We start from the raw sequence: 21561 nt of genomic DNA on the forward strand, positions 1-21561 counted from the left end.
GGAACCCACCCGCCCGATGAAAAGCCATCCCGATGCCGCCAGCCGTACGGTGGCCGAGGTTGTGACGCAGTTGCCAGTCCCTTCGCGGCTTGGCCTCATGCGTTTCGAGCGGCTCAACGAGGCCAGCTGGGCGCTGCTGTTCCTCGACCCCAATTGCGAACGCCAGATCGGCCTGCCGGCCACCGAGCTCTGTGCCTTGGTCGGCTCGCCCTACGCCAGCCTGATGTCCCCCGAAGCGCGCTACCGCCTGCATGACGAAATCCAGCGTCAGCTGACCGGCAGCGCCAGCTACCAAGTGCAGTACGGCCTGCACACCCCCGACGGCGTGCGCACCATCCTCGAACTCGGCGAAGCCTTCCAGCAGCACGGCCGCAACCTGCTGCGCGGTTACCTGCTGCCGGTGGACGTCGACGACCGTGAAGACGATGACCATCGCCTCAGCGAACTGGAAGCCCAGAACCAGCGCCTGAAAAGCTCCCTGGATCTCTACCAGCGCTCCCAGGAAGACCACCTGCAGCACCTGATCCGCTCCCGCGCGCAGCAGAGCCTGATCGTGCGCCTGGCCCGCCACCGCTACAGCCCCGGCGACTCGGCCCTGGAAGCGGCAAAGCTGATCACCCAGGCCGCCTGCGAGGCCTACGAGGTCTCCCGCGCCTCCCTGTGGATGTTCGATGGCGACCTGCTGCGCGCCATCACCCTCTACCGGCGCGACCAGGACCACCACGAACACCCGGGCGCCATCGACGTCAGCCGCTACCCGCAGTACCTCGAAGCCCTGCACAGCGGCCGCGCCATCGACGCCCACAACGCCCAGCGTGACCCGCGCACCATCGAGCTGGTGGACGACTACCTCAAGCCCCAGGGTGTGGTCGCCCTGCTCGATGCCAGCGTGCGCATCGGTGGCGAGGTGGTCGGCGTGCTTTGCCTGGAACACACCGGCGGCCAGCGCGTCTGGCAGACCGATGAAATCGCCTTCGCCGGCGAGCTGGCCGACCAGTTCGCCCAGGTTCTGGTCAACCAGCAACGCCTCGACGCCACCAACGCCCTGCACCTGTTCCAGCGCGCCGTCGAACAGAGCGCCAGCGCCTTCCTGCTGGTGGACCGCGACGGCCTGGTGGAATACGTCAACCCCAGCTTCACCGCCATCACCCAGTACAGCTCCGACGAAGTCCACGGCCGCCGCCTCTCCGAGCTGCCGGCCCTGGAAAACCTCAGCGACCTGCTGTTCGACGCCCGCTCCAGCCTCACCACCAGCAACAGTTGGCAGGGCGAGTTCCGCAGCCGGCGCAAGAACCTCGAGCCGTACTGGGGCCAGCTGTCCATCTCCAAGGTGTTCGGCGAGAACGGCGAACTGACGCACTACATCGGCATCTACGAGGACGTCACCCACAACAAGCTGGCCCAGCAGCGCATCGAGAAGCTGGCCTACACCGACAACCTCACCGGGCTGGGCAACCGTCCCTACTTCATCCGCAGCCTCGAAGAGCGCTTCCAGAGCGACCACGAGTCGCCCCTCTGCCTGCTGCTGGTGGACATCGACAACTTCAAGCGCATCAACGACAGCCTCGGCCACCAGACCGGCGACAAACTGCTGGTCAGCCTCGCCCGCCGGCTGCGCAACACCCTCGGCCAGGGCGACATCCTCGCGCGCTTCGCCAGCAACGAATTCGCCGTGCTGCTCGATGGCGCCGACCTGGAGAGCGGGCAGAAGACCGCCGGGCAGATCCTCCACACCCTCGACAAGCCGCTGTTCGTCGACAACCAACTGATCAGCGTCACCGGCTCCCTGGGCCTGGCCTGCGCGCCCCAGCATGGGCGTGATCCGCAGACCCTGATGAAGCACGCCGGCCTCGCCCTGCACAAGGCCAAGGCCAACGGCAAGCACCAGCTGCAACTGTTCACCGAAACCCTCAACGCCGAGGCCAGCTACAAGCTGTTCGTCGAGAACAACCTGCGCCGCGCCCTGGCACAGAACGAGCTGGAAGTCTTCTACCAGCCCAAGCTGTGCCTCAAGTCCGGGCAACTGCTGGGCATGGAGGCGCTGCTGCGCTGGCAGCACCCGGAGCGCGGCATGATCCGCCCCGACCAGTTCATCAGCGTCGCCGAGGAAACCGGGATGATCATCCCCATCGGCAAATGGGTGATCCGCGAAGCCTGTCGCATGAGCCGGCGCCTCAGCGCCTCGGGCATGGGCGATGTGCAGGTGGCGATCAACCTCTCGCCCAAGCAGTTCAGCGACCCGGACCTGGTGGGCTCCATCGCCGCCATCCTCCACGAGGAGCAACTGCCCCCGGGCCTGCTGGAACTGGAACTGACCGAAGGCCTGCTGCTGGAAGCCACCGACGACACCAAGCACCAGCTCAACCGTCTCAAGACCCTAGGCCTGACCCTGGCCATGGACGACTTCGGCACCGGCTACTCGTCCCTCAGCTACCTGAAGAAGTTCCCGATCGACGTCATCAAGATCGACCGCAGCTTCATCAAGGACATCCCCGACAACCAGGACGACATGGAAATCACCTCCGCGGTGATCGCCATGGCCCACAACCTCAAGCTCAAGGTCGTCGCCGAAGGCATCGAGAGCGCCTCCCAGCTGGCCTTCCTCCGCCGCCAGCGCTGCGACGTCGGCCAGGGCTACCTGTTCGACCAGCCCATTCCCGGGCACCTGCTGCTGGAAAGCCTGCGCCGCTACCCCTGCCGCCCGCAGCCCTGAGCCCCGAGCCCCAAGCCCCAAGCCTGCTGTAACATCGGCCATTCCCGCAGGTCTATCGACCAGCCACCCAATCAGGAGAACGCCATGGTCCTGCGCTCGCAGATCCTCGCTCACAAAATCGAGCTGCCCACGGCGGCACAGGCGCTGCCCGGCCGTGAATCGCCGATGCCGGTGCCCGACGCCCACTTCGTCAACGGCCGCCCGCTGCAAGCCCCCTTCCCCGCCCACCTGCAACAGGCGGTGTTCGGCCTCGGCTGCTTCTGGGGCGCCGAGCGGCGTTTCTGGCAACAGGAAGGCGTCTGGTCCACCGCGGTCGGCTACGCCGGCGGCCACACCCCGAACCCGACCTACGACGAAGTCTGCTCCGGCCTCACCGGGCATACCGAAGTGGTGCTGGTGGTGTTCGACCCGCAGGTGATCAGCTACGAGAAGCTGCTCTCGGTATTCTGGGAAGCCCACAACCCGACCCAGGGCATGCGCCAGGGCAACGACATCGGCACCCAGTACCGCTCGGCCATCTACTGCAGCGACGCCGCCCAGCTGGAAGCCGCCAAGGCCAGCGAAGCCCGCTTCCAGGCCGAACTGAGCAACTCAGGCTTCGGCGCCATCACCACCGAAATCGACGAAGCCCCGACCTTCTACTACGCCGAGGCGTATCACCAGCAGTACCTGGCGAAGAATCCGGGGGGTTATTGCGGGTTGGGGGGGACGGGCGTGTGTATGCCGCTTTAGAGCTTGAAGCGGGAAGCTTGAAGCTGGAAGAAGGAGCGCCGGCCTGAGGCTTCCGGCTTCCGGCTTCCGGCTTCCGGCTTCCGGCTTCAAGCTTCAAGCTTCAAGCTTCAAGCTTCAAGCTTCAAGCTTCAAGCTTCAAGCTATCAACTGTCCGCAATAATCCAATCCAACCGCCAGCCACCCTGACTCTGCGCAAGCTTTTCGCTCAGCCAGGGCAGCAGTTGGCGCAGTTCCTCTTCCAGTCCCCATGGCGGGTTGGCGATGGCCAGGCCCGAACCGTTGAGGCCGAGGGCGTTGTCCGCCGGGTGCACCATCAGTTCCACGCGCAGCAGCTTGGGCGCCCCGGAGGCTTCCAGGCCCTGGTAGAAGCGCTTGAGCTGGCGCTGGTCTTTGATCGGGTACCAGATCGCCACGACTGTCTGGCGCATGCGGCCGATGGCTTCCTTCAGTGCGGTGACGCAGCGCTCCAGCTCGTCGGCTTTCTCGAAGGGCGGGTCGATCAGCATCAACGCGCGCTTCTCGGCGGTGGGCAGCAGGGCGCGGGGCAGGTGCCAGCCTTCGCCCAGGTGCACGGCAACGCGGCGGTCGCCGGCCATGTTCTCCTTCAGCGCCTGGCCGTCTTCCGGGTGCTTTTCGTTCAGGTGCAGGCGGTCCTGCGGGCGGGTCAGCTGGCGTGCCAGCTCCGGCGAACCGGGGTAGTGGCGCAGCGCGCCATCGGGGTTCAGGGCGTGGAGCACGCCGAGGTAGTCCACCATCAGTTCCGGCAGGTCGGGCTGGCCCCAGAGCCGGCCGATGCCCTCCTCCCATTCCCCGGTGCGGTTGGCCTGGTCGCCGGCCAGGTCGTAGAGGCCGACGCCGGCGTGGCTGTCGAGGTAGGCGAAGGGCGCCTCCTTGCGTGACAGCAGGGCGATCAGGCGGGCCAGGGTCAGGTGTTTGAGCACATCGGCGTGGTTGCCGGCATGGAAGGCGTGACGGTAGTTCATGGTGTGGGAATCCTCGCGAGGCGCGCAGTTTACCAGCCGCGACGCTGGCCGGGTTTTGCCGCTTTATCACCCTTATGGATGTTGCTAGGCGACCTTCATTCACCGATCTAGACTCCGGCCATCCAACCGGAGATCCGACATGTCCGAGACCCTGCTCAGTTCCCGCAACCTGGCCTTCGAACTCTACGAAGTGCTGGACGCCGAAGCCCTGACCCAGCGCGAGCGCTTCGCCGATCACAACCGCGAAACCTTCGACGCCGCCATCGGCACCGCCCGCAGCATCGCCGAGAAATACTTCGCCCCGCACAACCGCAAGGGCGACGAGAACGAGCCGGAGTACCACAACGGCGCCGCCACGCTGATCCCGGAAGTGAAGCCCGCCGTCGACGCCTTCCTCGAGGCCGGCTTCCTCAACGCCACCCGCAGCTTCGAGCAGGGCGGCATGCAACTGCCCACGCTGCTGTCCCAGGCCTGCTTCGCCCACTTCCAGTCGGCCAACGTCGGCAGCTCCGCCTACCCCTTCCTGACCATGGGCGCGGCCAACCTGATCGAGAGCTTCGGCAGCGACGAACAGAAGCAGCGCTTCCTGCAGCCGATGATCGACGGCAAGTTCTTCGGCACCATGGCGCTCACCGAGCCCCACGCCGGCTCCTCGCTGTCGGACATCCGCACCCGCGCCGAACCGGCCGGTGACGGCACCTACCGCATCAAGGGCAACAAGATCTTCATCTCCGGCGGCGACCACCCGCTGTCGGACAACATCGTGCACATGGTGCTGGCCAAGCTGCCGGACGCCCCCGCCGGGGTCAAAGGCATCTCGCTGTTCATCGTGCCCAAGTTCCTGGTCAACGACGACGGCTCCCTCGGCAAGCGCAACGACGTGATCCTCGCCGGCCTGTTCCACAAGATGGGCTACCGCGGTACCACCTCCACCGCCTTGAACTTCGGCGACAACGGCGACTGCGTCGGCTACCTGGTGGGCAAGCCCCACGCCGGCCTGTCCTACATGTTCCAGATGATGAACGAGGCACGCATCGGCGTCGGCATGGGCGCGGTGATGCTCGGCTACGCCGGCTACCTCTACTCCCTGGAATACGCCCGCGAGCGCCCCCAGGGCCGCCTGCCCGACGGCAAGGACCCGACCAGCGCCCAGGTGGCGATCATCGAGCACGCCGATGTGCGCCGCATGCTGCTGACCCAGAAGGCCTATGTGGAAGGCGCCTTCGACCTCGGCCTGTACTCGGCCCGCCTGTTCGACGACACCCAGACCCTCGCCACCGAGGAGGAGCGCAAGCAGGCCCACGAACTGCTCGACCTGCTCACCCCCATCGTCAAATCCTGGCCCTCGGAGTTCTGCCTCAAGGCCAACGAACTGGCGGTGCAGATCCTCGGCGGCCACGGCTACACCCGCGAATACCCGGTGGAGCAGTACTACCGCGACAACCGCCTCAACCCCATCCATGAAGGCACCCACGGCATCCAGTCCCTGGACCTGCTGGGCCGCAAGGTGGCGCAGAACAACGGTGCCGGCCTCAAGCAGCTGACCCGCCTGATCAACGACACCTGCCAGCGCGCCAGCGTCCACGGTTCCCTCGACGCCCTGCGCCAGCCGCTGGAGCAACTGGTGTCGCGCCTCTCCGCCGTGACCCTGGCCCTGCTCGGCGACCTGATGCAGGGCAAGGTCAACCAGGCCCTGGCCAACTCCGCGCTCTACCTCAACGCTTTCGGCCACGCGGTCATCGGCTGGCGCTGGCTGGAACAGGCGATCCGCGCCGAAGAAGGCCTGGCCCGTGGCAACGCCGCCGACGCCGACTTCTACAAGGGCAAGCTGCAGGCCGCGCGCTACTTCCTCACCTGGGAAGTGCCGGGCGTGCACCACGCCCTGGCCATTCTCGAAGCCCGCGACGACACCTGCCTGGAAATGCGCGACGCCTGGTTCTGATTTCAACTTTTCAGGGTTTCCCTGCCCCGCGCACATGCGGGGCTTTTTTTGCCTGCGAATCGGCCAGTCCACCGATGACCGGCTCGGCACCGGCATTCCCCGGATCGTCAAATCGACCTCGGACAATATCCTGACCACCTGGTCGAATCCGTGAACACAGGCTTCGGCCCTGTTCAAAAAACCTGTGGATTTATGCCGATCAGCGCTTGCGGCGCGTTGCGGGTAGCAGGTTAGAATCCAGCTGGCATGCACACTGCATGCATCCCTCCAGCGTCACCCCCGACATCATTGCCAGGAGCTTCAATACGTGGATGCAGCCACCATCAATAGCCTGTTCCTGATCGGCGCGTTGCTGGTCGGCGCAAGCATTCTGGTGAGCTCGGTTTCCTCGCGCCTGGGCATCCCCATCCTGGTCATCATCCTGGCCGTGGGCATGGTCGCCGGCATCGATGGCCCGGGCGGCATCGGCTTCAGCAACTACCCGCTGGCCTACCTGGTGGGCAACCTGGCGCTGGCCATCATTCTCCTCGACGGCGGCCTGCGCACACGGGTCTCCAGCTTCCGCGTGGCCTTGTGGCCGGCGCTGTCGCTGGCCACGGTCGGCGTCTTGATCACCACCGGGCTGACCGGCATGGCCGCGGCCTGGCTGTTCAATCTCGACATCATGCAGGGCCTGCTGATCGGCGCCATCGTCGGCTCCACCGACGCCGCGGCGGTGTTCTCCCTGCTCGGCGGCAAGGGCCTCAACGAACGGGTCACCGCCACCCTGGAGATCGAGTCCGGCAGCAACGACCCGATGGCGGTGTTCCTCACCGTCACCCTGATCGACATGCTGGCCAAGGGGCAGAGCGAAATCAGCCTGTCCTTCCTCGGCCACCTGGTCAGCGAGTTCGGCATCGGCGCCCTGCTCGGCCTCGGCGGCGGCTGGCTGCTGCTGCAACTGATCAACCGCATCAACCTGCCCAACGGCCTCTACCCGCTGCTGGTGGTGAGCGGCGGCCTGCTGGTGTTCGCCCTCACCAACTTCCTGCACGGCAGCGGCATCCTCGCCGCCTACCTCTGCGGGCTGGTGCTGGGCAACCGCCCGATCCGCTCGCGCCACAGCATCCTGCATATGCTCGACGGCATGGCCTGGCTGGCGCAGATCGGCATGTTCCTGGTGCTGGGCCTGCTCGTCACGCCCCACGACCTGCTGCCCATCGCCCTGCCCGCCCTGGGCCTGGCGCTGTGGATGATCCTCTTCGCCCGCCCGCTGTCGGTGATGATCGGGCTGATCCCCTTCCGCGCCTTCCATGACCGCGAAAAGGCCTTCATCGCCTGGGTCGGCCTGCGCGGCGCGGTGCCCATCATCCTCGCGGTGTTCCCGATGATGGCCGGCCTGCCCCACTCGCAGCTGTACTTCAACCTGGCGTTCTTCATCGTCCTCGTCTCCCTGCTGCTGCAGGGCGCCAGCCTGCCGCTGGCGGCCAAGCTGCTGCGGGTGACGGTACCGCCGGAGCCGGCGCCCATCTCCCGCGCCGGGCTGGAGATCCACCCCACCAGCGAGTGGGAGCTGTTCGTCTACCGCCTGGGCGCGGAGAAGTGGTGCATCGGCGCCGCCCTGCGCGAACTGAAGATGCCCGAAGGCACCCGCATCGCCGCGCTGTTCCGGGGCACCGAACTGCTCCACCCTTCGGGCAGTACCGTGCTGGAGGCGGGCGACATCCTCTGCGTGGTCGGCCACGAGCACGACCTCTCCGCCCTCGGCAAACTGTTCAGCCAGGCGCCCCAGCGCGGCCTCGACCTGCGCTTCTTCGGCGACTTCGTCCTCGAAGGCGATGCCCAGCTCTCCGCCGTCGCCTCGCTCTACGGCCTCAAGCTGGAGAACATCGACGGCACCCAGCCCCTGGGGCGCTTCATCTCCCACGAGATCGGCGGCGAACCCATCGTCGGCGACCAGGTGGAGTGGAACGGCCTGACCTGGACCGTCGCCCTGATGGAAGGGAACAAGGTGCGCAAGGTGGGCGTCAAATTCCCCGAAGGTCACGGGCGCCCAGGCCCCGGACTGTTCCTCTGAAGGCGCGGCACGTCCCACCACGGGCGCCGCGCCTGGCATATCATTAACCGCACTTTTTCCAGAGCCGCCCCCAGCGACCATGTCTTTCCTGCGCCCCCTCATTGCCGCCGCCCTCATCGGCTTCAGCCTCGGTGTGACCAACCTGCACGCCGCCGAGCCCCCCACCAGCGCCAAGGTCCAGCAAAGCCTGGACACCCTGGCCGAGCGCAAGCTGTCCGAAGCCGAGCAGAAGGCCGTGCAGCAGGTGCTGGAGCAGACCCTGACCCTGCTGGGCAACGAAGCCGAGAGCGAAAAGCGCCTGGCCGACCTCAAGCGCCAGCTCACCGACGCCCCGCGCCAGACCAGCGACGCCCAGCGCGAATTCACCCGTCTCAAGGCCAGCAAGCCGGTGGACGTCACCGAGCGCTACAGCAAGTCGTCCCTGGCCCAGCTCGACCAGTTGCTCAACCAGCGCAGCACCCAGCTGGCCGACTGGCAGAAGGACCTGGCCGAGGCCAACAGCCTGATCATCACCGCCCAGACCCGCCCCGAGCGCGCCCAGGCCGAGATCGCCAGCAACCAAGCCCGTGCCCAGCAGATCAACGCCACCCTCAAGATCGGCAAGGAAGGCAGCAAGGCGCTCTCCGATGAGCAGCGCGACCAGTACAACGCCGAACTCGCCGCCCTCGACGCCCAGACCCAGCTGCGCCGCCAGGAGCTGGCCGGCAACAGCCTGTTGCAGGATCTCGGCAACAGCCGCCGCGACCTGCTGGTGGAGCGCATCCATCGCCTGGAGCAGGAAACCCAGGCCCTGCAGTCGCTGATCAACGACAAGCGCCGGGAAAGCTCCGAGCAGACCGTCGCCGAACTCTCCCGCGAGGCGCAGAAGGCCACGCCCGACAGCCTGCTGGCAGCCGAAAGCGCCACCAACCTCAAGCTCTCCGACTACCTGCTGCGGGCCACCGACCGCCTCAACGAACTGACCCAGCAAAACCTGCAAACCCGCCAGCAACTGGACACCCTCAGCCAGGCCGACCAGGCCCTGGAGGAGCAGATCAGCGTGCTCAAGGGCAGCCTGCTGCTGTCGAAGATCCTCTACCAGCAGAAGCAGGCCCTGCCGCACCTCAAGCTCGACGGCGACCTGGCCGACGAGATCGCCGACATCCGCCTTTACCAGTTCGAACTCAGCCAGCAGCGCGACAAGCTCAACAGCCCCCAGGCCTACGTCGACGATCTGCTGTCCCGCCAGCCCGCCGACCAGGTCACCCCGGAACTACGCGCCACTCTGCTCGACCTGGCCACCACCCGCACCGAGCTGTTCGACCGCCTGAGCCGCGAACTCAACGCCCTGCTCAACGAATCCATCACCCTGCAGCTCAACCAGAAGCAGCTGCAAAGTACCTCCCAGGCGTTGCGCGCGACCCTGGAAGAGCAGATGTTCTGGATTCCCAGCAACAAGCCGCTGGACCTTTCCTGGATCAAGAACGCCCCGCACTACCTGCAACGCCAGCTCGCCGACGTGCCCTGGGGTTCAGGCCTGGCCGAGCTGGGCGAAGGCCTGGTAGACCGCCCCTGGCTGTTCGTCCCCCTGCTGCTGATGATCGGTGCGCTGCTGTGGCGGCGCAGCTGGATCTACGCCAAGCTCACCGACCTGCACCAGGACATCGGCCACTACAAGCGCGACAGCCAGATGCACACGCCCCTGGCGTTGCTGCTGAACGTCCTCCTGGCCCTGCCGGTGACCCTGTTCCTCGCCCTCTGCGGCCTGGCCCTGCAGATCGACGCCCGTGGCCAGAACGCCACCCTCGGCGCCGCGCTGATGGAAATGGCCCAGGCCTGGCTGGTGTTCTACACCCTGTACCGCATCCTCTCCCCGGGCGGCGTCGCCGAGCTGCACTTCCGCTGGCCGCGCCCGCAGGTGTCCCTGCTGAGCAAGCAGATCCGCCGCCTCGGCATGGTGGTGATGGCCCTGGTGGCCGTGGTCACCGTCGCCGAGCACCAGCCCCAGGCCCTGGCCGAGGACGTGATCGGCATCATCGTCGTCATCTCCTGCTACGCCCTGATGGCCCTGGTGCTGAGCAACCTGCTGCTGGCCGAGCCGATGCGCGAGCACACCTCGCCCTTCCGCTTCCTCATCGGCCTGGGCTTCACCCTGCTGCCGCTGGCGTTCATCGTCGCCGTGGGCTTCGGCTACTACTACACCTCGCTCAAGCTCACCGACCGCCTGATCAACACGCTCTACCTGCTGATCCTCACGCTGGTGATCGAGGCCGCCTTCGTCCGTGGCCTGGCCGTGGCCGCCCGGCGCCTGGCCTACGCGCGCGCCCTGGCCAAGCGCCAGGCGCAGACCAAGGAGAACGCCGAGGGCGAGGAAGTGGCGGTGGAAGAGCCGACCCTCGACATCGAGCAGGTCAACCAGCAGTCCCTGCGCCTGATCCGCCTGGCCCTGCTCGGCACCTTCATCGCCGCGATGTACCTGGTCTGGGCCGACCTGATCAGCGTCTTCGCCTACCTCGACGAAGTGACCCTCTACCAGTACGCCGCCGGCACCGGCGACGCCGCCACCCAGGTGCCCATCAGCCTGCTCGACGTGCTCGGCGCGCTGATCATCGCCGGCATCACCACGGTGCTCGCACGCAACCTGCCCGGCCTGCTGGAAGTGCTGGTGCTGTCGCGCCTGAGGCTCGCCCAGGGCAGCGCCTATGCCACCACCACCCTGCTCTCCTACGCCATCGCCGGCATCGGCTTCGTCAGCGCCCTGTCCACTCTCGGGGTCAGCTGGGACAAGCTGCAGTGGCTGGTGGCCGCGCTCTCGGTGGGTATCGGCTTCGGCATGCAGGCGATCTTCGCCAACTTCATCTCCGGCCTGATCCTGCTGTTCGAGCGCCCGGTGCGCATCGGCGACCTGGTGACCATCGGCACCGTCACCGGCACGGTGAACCGCATCCGCATCCGCGCCACGCACATCACCGACAGCGATCGCAAGGAAGTGATAGTCCCCAACCAGACCTTCCTCACCAGCCAGCTGATCAACTGGACCCTGACCGACACCGTCACCCGCATCGTGCTGGTCTACAACGTCAATCGCGGTGCCGACCTGGAACTGGTGCGCAAGCTGCTGCTGCAGGCCACCCAGGAGAACACCCGCGTGCTGCGCGACCCGGCCCCCAACGTGCAGCTGAAGACCTACGGCGCCACCACCCTGGAGCACGAGCTGAAGATCTACGTGCGCGAGCTGGGCGACCGTGGCCTGGCCACCGACGAGCTGAACCGGCGCATCGACCAGCTGTTCCAGGAGCACAACATCAACATCTCCTCGGTGCCGAAGATGGACGTCATCCTCAGCCGCAAGGTCGAGGCCCACGCCCCGGTCGAGGAAGCTGCCGCCGACGCCGCCGAAGAGCAGGCCAAGTAGGCCGCTGCCACGCGGGGACCACCGGTCCCCGCGACTTCCCCCGGCTCCGGCCGCGTGACAAGCTGAGCCCATGAAACGACTCGACGACCTGCAGTTCGACAACCGCTTCGCCCGCCTGGGCGATGCCTTCTCCACCGAAGTCCTGCCCGACCCGCTGGCCGACCCGCACCTGGTGGTGGCGAGCCCGGCGGCCATGGCGCTGCTCGACCTGGACCCGGCCGAGGTCGACACGCCGGTGTTCGCCGAGCTCTTCGCCGGGCACAAGCTGTGGTCCGACGCGGCACCGCGCGCCATGGTCTATTCCGGGCACCAGTTCGGCAGCTACAACCCGCGCCTCGGCGATGGCCGCGGCCTGCTGCTGGGCGAGGTGGTCAACGACGCTGGCGAGCACTGGGACCTGCACCTCAAGGGCGCGGGCCAGACGCCCTACTCGCGCATGGGCGACGGCCGCGCGGTGCTGCGCAGCTCGATCCGCGAGTTCCTCGCCAGCGAACACCTGCACGCCCTGGGCATCCCCAGCAGCCGCGCGCTGTGCGTCACCGGCTCCAGCACCCCGGTCTACCGCGAGAAGAAGGAAAGCGGTGCCATGGTCATGCGCCTGGCCCCCAGCCACGTACGCTTCGGCCACTTCGAGTACTTCTACTACACCCGCCAGCACGAGCAGTTGAAGACCCTCGGCGAGCACGTGCTGGCCTGCCATTTCCCCGAGTGCCTCGACGCCGACGAACCCTGGCTGGCGATGTTCCGCACGGTGATCGAGCGCAACGCCGAGATGATCGCCGGCTGGCAGGCCTATGGCTTCTGCCACGGGGTGATGAACACCGACAACATGTCGATCCTCGGCATCACCTTCGACTACGGCCCCTACGCCTTCCTCGACGACTTCGACGCCAACCACATCTGCAACCACTCCGACGACAGCGGGCGCTATAGCTTCAGCAACCAGGTGCCCATCGCCCACTGGAACCTCGCCGCCCTGGCTCAGGCACTCACGCCGCACATCGCCGTGGAGGCCCTGCGCGAGGCGCTGGAGCTGTTCCTGCCGCTGTACCAGGCGGCCTGGCTGGACCGCATGCGCCGGCGCCTCGGCTTCACCCAGGCAGAGGATGGCGACGAAGCGCTGGTGCAGCGCCTGCTGCAACTGATGCAGACCAGCGCAGTGGACTACAGCCTGTTCTTCCGCCGCCTGGGCGACAGCGCGCCCGAGCAGGCGGTGGCCATGCTGCGGGACGATTTCGTCGACCTCGCCGGCTTCGACGCCTGGGCCGCGCAGTACGTCGAGCGCGCCGCGCGCGAGGGCGACGACCAGGACGCCCGCCGCCAGCGCATGCACGCGGTGAACCCGAAGTACATCCTGCGCAACTACCTGGCCCAGCGCGCCATCGAGGCCGCCGAGCGTGGCGACTACAGCGAGGTGCGCCAGCTGCACGCCGTGCTCGCCCGTCCGTTCGACGAGCAGCCGGGCATGGAAAGCTACGCCGAGCGCCCGCCCGAATGGGGCAAGCACCTGGAAATCAGCTGCTCCTCCTGAGCCCCCGAGCCCTCGGCGGGCCTCAGCGGGCCAGCCCCTGGGTCTGCTCCACGCGCCGCAGCAGGTAAGGGAAGAAGGGGTTGGACGTGGCACGCTGCAGCGCGCCCATGTCCATCACCAGCGCACCCCGCTCGCCCCGCAACGACAGGTCACCCAGGTGGATGCCGAAGTCATCGGCCGGGTCGGGGCGCCGACCGTACAGCCCATCGTTCTCGGGGAAGGGCACGGCCACGTGGGACAGCGAGAACAGCTCACGGGGGAAGGTCAGCTCCAGCGGCGTCACCCACTCTTCCCGGGCACCGGCTTCGGTCACCCGCTCGACCACCTCGCGGCTGCTCGCCGTGACATTGGTGACCACCGCCGTGCGGTAGTTGCGCGGCGGTGGCGGCAGCAGGCGCGCCAGCGCCAGGCTCGCCTCCGGCCGCAGCAGCGGGCCGAAATCCACCGAGCGGTTGATGTCGAACAGCACCAGCTCGCTGCCGTTGTCCGGCAGCAGGCGGTAGAGCCCGTCCACCACCGCTGGCGTGCTCACCGTGGCATCCACCACCGACTGGAAGGTCAGCAGCGGCGGCATCGCACTCAGGCCGTCACGGTGCGAGGCCCGCTGCAGCTGTTCCTGCAGGGCCGCCGTGAGCAGGTAGGACTGGCGCGCGCCGTTGACCGGGAAGGAGTTGTACTTGAACGGGTTGTACTCGGGCAGCAGATCCAGCCAGGCGGCCTTGGCGAAGGCCGGGAACACCGCCGGCCAGCCCGCCACCCCGGCGAAACGCGCATAACCGGCCACGCCCACCATGGGCGAGAGCAGCACCAGCCGCTCGGCCCGGGGCAGCGCCGGGTCCTCCAGGGCATCCAGGGAATACTTCAGCGCCAGCGCGCCGCCGTTGGAGTAACCCACCAGCCGCAGCGGCCGCGGCTCGCCCACCAGGCGCCGGGCCTCGCGCACGGCCAGGCGGGTGGCGGCCAGCCACTGCTGCCAGCTCACGTCGGTCAGCGCCGCCGGCACCGTGCCATGGCCCGGCAGGCGCAAGCCCACCACCACGAAGCCCGCCTGGCGGTAGCGCAGCGCCAGGTGGCGCAGGCTGTAGGGCGAATCGGTGAGGCCATGCAGCATCACCACCGCACCCACCGGCTCGCCTTCCGGGCGCAGCACGTAGGAGCGGTTCCAATCCTGGTGGAAGTGCCCGGGGTAGAGCGGGCTACCGGGGAAGTAGCGGTTCGCCGGCACCCGTTCCTCGGGCTCCAGGCGCTCGCTGACCTGCTGGCGCACCTGGTCGAAGACATGGGCTTCGGCGCCCATCCAGGCGGCCCAGTCGGCCTGGTCCAGGGCCTTCTCGTCGAGCTCGTCCGGCACGAAGCGGTGCCAGGGCAGCAGCGCCGGCTCGCCCTGGATATCCAGCACCCGCACGGCGAAGACCAGCAGCACCGCCAATGCCACCAGCAAGGCGCCACGCCCCAGCCACCGGATGATCCCTGTGCGCATCGTCCCCGCTCCCGTCTTCAGCCCCCGGCCAGCAACCAGTCCAGCCCCATGCGTACATGCTCCTCGGTGCTGTCCACCAGGGGCAAGGGCGAATCACAACCGTCCAGCAGCAGGCCGATCTCGGTGCAGCCGAGGATCGCCGCCTGGGCACCCTCGTCCTTGAGTTGCTGCAGCTGCGCCAGGTAGAAGTCCCGCGCCTCGGGCAGGAAGCGGCCCAGGCACAGCTCCTGGAAGATCACCCGGTCGATCTCCACCATCGCTGCTGCGTCCGGCACCTGCACGCGAATGCCGAAGCGCTCACCCAGGCGTTGCCGGTAGAAGTCCTCCTGCATGGTGAAGCGCGTCCCCAGCAGCGCCGCCCGCTCGCAGCCTTGCGCCTTGAGGGCCGTCCCCACACCGTCGCCGATGTGCAGCAGGGGGATGTCCACCGCTGCCTCGATGGCCGGAGCCACCTTGTGCATGGTGTTGGTGGCCAGCAGCAGGGCGCCAGCGCCGGCACGCTCCAGGCCTTGCGCAGCGGCAGCCAGCTGGCGCCCTGCCTCGTCCCAGCCACCGGACTTCTGCAGGGCGGCGATGCCGGCGAAATCCACCGAATGCAGCAGCAGCGGCGCCGAATGCAGGCCGCCCCGCGCATCGCGCACGCCTTCGTTGAGCAGGCGGTAATAGCTCAGGGTCGACTCCCAACTCATGCCACCCAGTACACCCAGCAACCTCATGACGCGTTCTCCCGAGCAAAATCCCAGCCTAGCCCAGGCAGGCGTGCTGCCTGGACATACAGTTATCCGGCGATGGGCAGGTACAGCCGCAACGGGCCACCCGAACCTTTTAAAATGGAATATGAACCTGCGGAAATCTTCTTAGACTCTCTAAGCAAAGCCGCTTATCTTCGCCGCCTGCTTATTCCAGCCTGTTCTACCACCCACTGTCAGGCACCGTACCCCGCATGAAGATCCGCAATCTCGACCTCAGCCAGAGCCCGATCAACACCGAGCACGAGGCACTGGGCATCCCCCCCGTCGAGGACTTCGTCAGCCACCCCGACAACCACCCGGTGCTGCGCGCCGCGATGTGGTTCGCCGTGCTGGTGCTGGTCAGCCTGCTGGGCTTCCTCGCCTGGCGCCTGTTCTTCGGCGACCACGGCGGGGCCACCGGCCTGGACATCATCGAACGCACCCTCAGCAGCCCGACCTTCTGGAGCGCGGTGGCCGTGGGCTTCCTCGCCCAGGTGGTGGATGGCGCGCTGGGCATGGCCTACGGCATCACCGCGACCACCTTCCTGCTCACCGCCGGCGCCTCCCCCGCTGCTGCCAGCGCCAGCGTGCACATCGCCGAAGTCTTCACCACCGGGCTCTCGGGCATTTCCCATGTGAAGCTGGGCAACGTCAACAAATCCCTGTTCCTGCGCCTGCTGCTGCCCGGCATCATCGGTGCGGTGCTCGGCGCCGTGCTGATCACCACCTTCGACGGCGCCGCGCTCAAGCCCTTCATTTCCGCCTACCTGCTGCTGATGGGCCTGTACATCCTCAGCAAGGCCTACCGCCATGTGGCCCAGCGCCGGGCGCCGAAGCACGTGGCCAAGCTGGCCCTGTTCGGCGGTTTCGTCGACGCCGCCGGCGGCGGTGGCTGGGGCCCGGTGGTCACCAGCAGCCTGCTGGGCTCGGGCAGCGACCCGCGCACCACCATCGGCTCGGTGAACTTCGCCGAGTTCTTCCTGACCATTTCCAGCGCCACCTCCTTCATCCTCCTGGCCGGTGAGCTGAACACCTGGATGCTGGTGGCCGGGCTGGTCTTCGGCGGCCTGTTCGCGGCGCCCTTCGCCGCCATGCTGTGCAAGAAGCTGCCGGCGCGCACCCTGCTGACCCTGGTCGGCACCCTGATCACCCTGATCAGCGCCTTCAACATCTACATGGCCCTGCGCTGATCGGGCGGTTCTAGCCACCGAACTTTTCGGTCTAGCCGCGCCAGCCGCTGATTGCTCCAGGTCATTGACCGCACCCCTTCCGCTTTCACATGCTGCGCTCCTTCATCAGCCCCGAAGGAACGCAGCCACAATGAAACCGGAAACCCTCGCCATCCACGCCGGCTACAGCCCCGACCCGACCACGCGTGCGGTGGCGGTACCGATCTATCAGACCACCTCCTACGCCTTCGACGACACCCAGCACGGCGCCGACCTGTTCGACCTCAAGGTGCCCGGCAACATCTACACCCGCATCATGAACCCCACCAACGACGTGCTGGAGAAGCGCATCGCCGCGCTCGAAGGCGGCGTCGGCGCCCTGGCCGTGGCCTCGGGCATGGCCGCCATCACCTACGCCATCCAGACCGTCGCCGAAGCCGGCGACAACATCGTCTCGGTGGCCAAGCTCTACGGCGGCACCTACAACCTCTTCGCCCACACCCTGCCGCGCTCCGGCATCCAGGTACGCTTCGCCGCCCACGACGACATCGCGGCCCTGGAAGCACTGATCGACGAACGCACCAAGGCGGTGTTCTGCGAATCCATCGGCAACCCGGCGGGCAACATCATCGACCTCGCCGCCCTGGCCGCCGCCGCGCACCGCCATGGCGTGCCGCTGATCGTCGACAACACCGTGGCCACGCCCATCCTCTGCCGCCCCTTCGAACACGGCGCGGACATCGTCGTGCACTCGCTGACCAAGTACATCGGCGGCCATGGCAACAGCATCGGCGGCATCGTCGTCGACTCCGGGAAGTTCCCCTGGGCCGAAAACAAGGCGCGTTTCCCGCTGCTCAACACCCCGGACGCCTCCTACCACGGCGTGACCTACACCGAAGCCTTCGGCCCCGCGGCCTTCATCGGCCGCTGCCGCGTGGTGCCGCTGCGCAACATGGGCGCGGCGCTGTCGCCGTTCAACGCCTTCCTCATCCTCCAGGGGCTGGAAACCCTGCCCCTGCGCATGGAGCGCCACACCGAGAACGCGCTGAAGGTCGCCCACTTCCTCCAGGCCCACCCGCAGGTGGCCTGGGTGAAATACGCCGGCCTGCCGGACCACCCCGAGCACGAACTGGCCCAGCGCTACACGGCGGGCAAGCCGGCGGCGATCCTGTCCTTCGGCATCGTCGGCGGCGCCGAGGCGGGCGCGCGCTTCATCGACGCGCTGAAACTGGTGGTGCGCCTGGTGAACATCGGCGACGCCAAGTCCCTGGCCTGCCACCCGGCCTCCACCACCCACCGCCAGCTCAACGACGAGGAGCTGGAAAAGGCCGGCGTGCCGCGCGACATGGTGCGCCTGTCCATCGGCATCGAGCACATCGACGACATCCTCGCCGACCTCACCCAGTCCCTCGAGGCCGCACGGGGCTGATGCCCAGGGGTTGATATTCGGCGGGTCGGCTCCAGATCAGGGGAATCTGTTCCGGAGCCGACCATGACCGATCCCCTGATGATCCCCTGCGCCCACTGCGCCGGGCTCAACCGCATTCCCGCCGAGCGTCTGGGCGACTCGCCCCGCTGCGGTCACTGCAAGTCCGCCGTGGTCCCTGCCACGCCCTTCGACCTGAACGAAGCCGGCTTCGCCAAGCAACTGCGCGGCGACCTGCCCTTGCTGGTGGACGTCTGGGCCGACTGGTGCGGTCCCTGCAAGGCCTTCGCCCCCACCTACCAGCAGGCCGCCACCCAGCTCCACGGCCGCTGCCGCCTGGGCAAGCTGGACAGCGAGGCCAACCGCCAGCTGGCCGGGCAGCTCAACATCCGCTCCATTCCCACGCTGATCCTGTTCAAGGGCGGTGTCGAAGTCGCACGCCAGAGCGGTGCCCTGCCCCTGCCGCAACTGCTGGGCTGGCTGAAGAGCCAGGGCATCTAGAACGCCAGGGCGGGCGCAGCTCCGGCTAGCCTTGCCCGGCGTACATCTCGTTCAGCGCCCGCTGCATCTCCTCGGCGGAGACCTGGCGCTTGTGGGTGGAGATGGTCCAGGTGTTGCCGAACGGGTCGATGACCCGGCCTTCCCGCGAGCCGAAGAACATGTCGGCCACCGGGCTCAGCTCCCGGGCGCCTTCGCGTATCGCCCGGGCAAAGGTCGCGTCCGAATCGGGCACATAGATCTGCGCCAGCAGCGGCTGCTCCGGCCAGCCTTCCATCGACTCGCCGAGGTTGATCCGCGAGTCGCCGAACCTCAGCTCGCAATGCACCACCTTGCCGTCCGGCGTCGTCAGGCGGAGCAGCTCTTCCGCGTCGAACACCGCCTGGTAGAACCTGACGGCACTGGCCAGGTCGCTGACGATGCTGTTCGGGGTAACGGTATTGAATCCCTGCGGTTTGAAGGTGGTGTTCATGGGCTTTCCCTGCTGGTTCGAGCGAGCGCGACATGCGCAGGCCCATTACTACCCTAGGCAATGAAGCGCGTCCGTTACAGGCTCAACCTCCCGGTGAAAGTCCCACCTAACGGCCGGGTCCTGATCGTTTCGGTCACCCGCGCTGGCCGTCCCGGTCATTGCCGCCGACGCGCATCCGGCTAGGCTCCTGGCATTCGTCCTGCCGGAGTTCGTCATGCAATTCAACGAAGAGATGGCCCGCCACTTCACCGAAGACAAGATCACCTTCGTACGCCGCATGGGCCTCAAGGCCGTGGCCCTGGAGCCGGGCTACGTGAAGCTGCTGGTGCCCCTGGCCGGCAACGAGAACCACATCGGCACCATGTACGCCGGCGCCCTGTTCACCCTGGCGGAGATTCCCGGCGGCGCGCTGTTCATCACCAGCTTCGACACCCGCCGCTTCTACCCCATCATCAAGGACATGAGCCTGCGCTTCCGCCGCCCGGCCAAGGGTGATATCAGCGTCGAGGCGCGCATCGGCGCAGAGGAGATCGAGCGCATCCAGGCCGAGGCCAGCGCCAACGGCAAGGCCGACTACCTGCTGGAACTGGAGCTGGTGGACGCCACCGGCGAGGTGGTGGCGCAGAGCCGCGGGCTGTACCAGCTGCGCGCCCACTGAGCCTCGGACGGATTGCCCTGGATCAACTTGCCGTGCGGCCAATTGCCCCACAGTGGCACCTCACCCGGAGGTGCCACCCATGTTCAGCCATATCCTCATCGCCCATGACCTGAGCCGCGAAGCCGACCTCGCCCTGCAACGCGCCGTGGACCTGGCGCGCCAGTACGACGCCCGCCTGACCCTGCTGCACGTGCTCGAAGACCACCTGCCCAACGCCCTGCAGGACAACCTGCGCGAAGGCGCCCAGCGCCTGTTCCAGCAGCGCCTGGAGCAGCTCGGCGCACCGCCCGCCCAGGTACTGCTGCGCAAGGGCCGCCCGGCCCTGCAGATTCTCGAAGAGGTGGAAGAGAGCCAGGCCGACCTGCTGGTGATCGGCAACCACCACCACAACGCACCGGAGCTGTTCATCGGCACCACCCTGGAGCGCGTGGCCCGGCATATCGACATCCCCTTGCTGCTGGCCGTGAGTGAAAAGCCGGCCCCCTACCGCAAGGGCTTCACCGCGCTGGACTTCTCCCTCTGCGCCTGCGACGCGCTGCGCAGCGCCTGTAGCCTGCTGACCACCGAAGGCCACCTGCAGGCGGTGAACGTGATGGAGATTACCGGCCGCCTGCTGGCCAAAGCGGGCAGCTCCAGCGAATACCTGAAGACCCAGCGCGAGCTGCTGGAGCAATTGCTGAAGGACGAACTGGGCAACGTCACGGCCGCGCCGACGGTCAGCCTGGACGTCACCCACGGCTCACTGCCCCGCGCCCTGGACGACGCCATCGCCGCCGCCCAGCCGCAGTTCATCACCCTCGGCAGCCACGGCCGCAGCATGATCTCCCAGGCCCTGCTGGGCAGCCTGGCGCTGCACTATCTGCAGCGCCCGCCCTGTGATGTGTTGGTGGTGAAGTAGGCGGCAAAGCCGGAAGCCGGAAGCCGGAAGCCTCAAGCCTCAAGCCTCAAGCCTCAAGCTTCTAGAAGATTGTGCAGCTCGACGAATTGCTGGGTCAGCTTGTGGCTGCGATCCAGATAGATCAGCGGGGTGCAGGCCTGGTGGGATTCGCGCATCTTCACCGAGCTCATCAGGTTCACCGGCAGCACCGGCAGGCCCTCGGCGATGAGTTCGTCCAGCAGTTGCTGGGGCAGGCTGGCACGGGGCTGGAACTGGTTGACCACGATGCCTTCCACCTCCAGGCCGTCGTTGTGGTCTTCCTTCAGCTCCTCGATCTCGGCCAGCAGGCCGTAGAGGGCATTGCGCGAGAAGCTGTCGCAATCAAAGGGGATCAATACGCGATCCGCCGCGATCAGCGCCGAAACCGTGTAGAAATTCAAGGCCGGCGGTGTATCCAGGTAGATACGGTCGTAATCCTCGGCCAACTCGTCCAGCAGCTTCGCCAGCTTGTTGATCTTGTGCTTGGCCTCCAGTTTCGGCTGCAGGTCGGCCAGCTCCGCCGTGGCGGTGATTACGTGCAGGTTGTCGAAGGGGGTTTCGTAGATATCCACCTTGCCCTTCTTGCCGAACGGCCCAGACGACAGGGTCTGCTTGAAGAAGTCGGCGATTCCCATGGGGATGTCGTCGCCGGTGAGGCCGGTCAGGTAGTGGGTGGAGTTGGCCTGGGTGTCGAGGTCGATCAGCAGCGTGCGATAACCCTCCGATGCACTCACCGCCGCCAGGTTGCAGGCGATGCTCGACTTGCCTACGCCGCCCTTCTGATTGAACACCACTCGCCGCATCACACACCTCCCGGGTCCCTTGGATAGTCCCGGATTCTATGCAAAGCCCGTGACAAG

Annotated in this window: 16 protein-coding genes; 11 read left to right on the forward strand and 5 right to left on the reverse strand. The window is 67.1% G+C overall.

Features of this window, described 5'->3' with window-relative positions:
- The first annotated feature begins 16 nt into the window (after positions 1–16).
- Together PSm6_RS07600 and msrA are read left to right on the forward strand one after the other, a co-directional pair.
- Complete coding sequence (locus PSm6_RS07600) at positions 17–2713, forward strand: putative bifunctional diguanylate cyclase/phosphodiesterase (RefSeq protein ID WP_021219817.1); 2697 nt, start codon at positions 17–19, stop codon at positions 2711–2713.
- A gap of 84 nt (positions 2714–2797) precedes the next feature.
- Complete coding sequence (gene msrA, locus PSm6_RS07605) at positions 2798–3445, forward strand: peptide-methionine (S)-S-oxide reductase MsrA (protein ID WP_265169951.1); 648 nt, start codon at positions 2798–2800, stop codon at positions 3443–3445.
- Between the two features lie 143 nt (positions 3446–3588).
- On the opposite strand, the gene PSm6_RS07610 is transcribed toward msrA, so the two are convergent.
- Positions 3589–4428 (reverse strand): 23S rRNA (adenine(2030)-N(6))-methyltransferase RlmJ, encoded by an 840-nt coding sequence (locus PSm6_RS07610; protein ID WP_043242257.1) that lies wholly within the window; start codon positions 4426–4428, stop codon positions 3589–3591.
- Between the two features lie 139 nt (positions 4429–4567).
- On the opposite strand from PSm6_RS07610, the gene PSm6_RS07615 reads away from it, so the two are divergent.
- The 4 genes from PSm6_RS07615 (at position 4568) to selO (ending at position 13351) form a co-directional block, all read left to right on the forward strand.
- Positions 4568–6370, forward strand: coding sequence for an acyl-CoA dehydrogenase (locus PSm6_RS07615; RefSeq protein ID WP_043242254.1), 1803 nt, complete (start codon positions 4568–4570; stop codon positions 6368–6370).
- 307 nt (positions 6371–6677) lie between these two features.
- Positions 6678–8426, forward strand: a complete 1749-nt coding sequence (locus tag PSm6_RS07620) for a potassium/proton antiporter (RefSeq protein ID WP_043242252.1) — start codon at positions 6678–6680, stop codon at positions 8424–8426.
- Between the two features lie 79 nt (positions 8427–8505).
- Positions 8506–11820: a mechanosensitive channel MscK gene (mscK, locus tag PSm6_RS07625; RefSeq protein WP_021219822.1), complete on the forward strand. Its 3315-nt coding sequence runs from the start codon at positions 8506–8508 to the stop codon at positions 11818–11820.
- Between the two features lie 70 nt (positions 11821–11890).
- Positions 11891–13351: a protein adenylyltransferase SelO gene (gene selO / locus PSm6_RS07630; RefSeq protein WP_265169952.1), complete on the forward strand. Its 1461-nt coding sequence runs from the start codon at positions 11891–11893 to the stop codon at positions 13349–13351.
- A 22-nt stretch (positions 13352–13373) separates the two neighbouring features.
- Here the strand turns inward: selO and PSm6_RS07635 are convergent, their stop codons facing one another.
- Both PSm6_RS07635 and PSm6_RS07640 read right to left on the reverse strand, forming a co-directional pair.
- Positions 13374–14831, reverse strand: a complete 1458-nt coding sequence (locus PSm6_RS07635; protein ID WP_265169953.1) for an alpha/beta hydrolase — start codon at positions 14829–14831, stop codon at positions 13374–13376.
- Positions 14832–14848: 17 nt separating this feature from the next.
- Positions 14849–15547, reverse strand: a complete 699-nt coding sequence (locus PSm6_RS07640) for an aspartate/glutamate racemase family protein (RefSeq protein ID WP_265169955.1) — start codon at positions 15545–15547, stop codon at positions 14849–14851.
- A gap of 227 nt (positions 15548–15774) precedes the next feature.
- On the opposite strand from PSm6_RS07640, the gene PSm6_RS07645 reads away from it, so the two are divergent.
- From PSm6_RS07645 to trxC, 3 genes are all read left to right on the forward strand, one after another.
- Positions 15775–16752, forward strand: a complete 978-nt coding sequence (locus PSm6_RS07645) for a sulfite exporter TauE/SafE family protein (RefSeq protein WP_021219826.1) — start codon at positions 15775–15777, stop codon at positions 16750–16752.
- A 130-nt stretch (positions 16753–16882) separates the two neighbouring features.
- Entirely contained in the window at positions 16883–18160 is a 1278-nt protein-coding gene (locus PSm6_RS07650; RefSeq protein ID WP_021219827.1) for a bifunctional O-acetylhomoserine aminocarboxypropyltransferase/cysteine synthase, read from the forward strand.
- Positions 18161–18223: 63 nt separating this feature from the next.
- Positions 18224–18658 carry a thioredoxin TrxC gene (gene trxC, locus PSm6_RS07655; RefSeq protein ID WP_021219828.1) on the forward strand — a complete coding sequence of 145 codons (435 nt, stop codon included), beginning with the start codon at positions 18224–18226 and terminating at the stop codon, positions 18656–18658.
- Positions 18659–18683: 25 nt separating this feature from the next.
- Here trxC and PSm6_RS07660 read toward each other — a convergent pair whose 3' ends face one another.
- Entirely contained in the window at positions 18684–19127 is a 444-nt protein-coding gene (locus PSm6_RS07660; RefSeq protein ID WP_021219829.1) for a VOC family protein, read from the reverse strand.
- A gap of 214 nt (positions 19128–19341) precedes the next feature.
- Between PSm6_RS07660 and PSm6_RS07665 the strand changes: the two genes are divergently transcribed.
- Both PSm6_RS07665 and PSm6_RS07670 read left to right on the forward strand, forming a co-directional pair.
- Positions 19342–19785 (forward strand): YiiD C-terminal domain-containing protein, encoded by a 444-nt coding sequence (locus PSm6_RS07665; protein WP_021219830.1) that lies wholly within the window; start codon positions 19342–19344, stop codon positions 19783–19785.
- A 79-nt stretch (positions 19786–19864) separates the two neighbouring features.
- Positions 19865–20683 (forward strand): universal stress protein, encoded by an 819-nt coding sequence (locus PSm6_RS07670; RefSeq protein WP_265169959.1) that lies wholly within the window; start codon positions 19865–19867, stop codon positions 20681–20683.
- Between the two features lie 53 nt (positions 20684–20736).
- Here PSm6_RS07670 and PSm6_RS07675 read toward each other — a convergent pair whose 3' ends face one another.
- On the reverse strand, positions 20737–21504 hold the full coding sequence (locus tag PSm6_RS07675; RefSeq protein WP_265169961.1) for a ParA family protein: 768 nt from the start codon (positions 21502–21504) through the stop codon (positions 20737–20739).
- Positions 21505–21561 lie beyond the last annotated feature (57 nt).

This window comes from Pseudomonas solani, from assembly GCF_026072635.1.
Classification (GTDB): Bacteria; Pseudomonadota; Gammaproteobacteria; order Pseudomonadales; family Pseudomonadaceae; genus Metapseudomonas; species Metapseudomonas solani.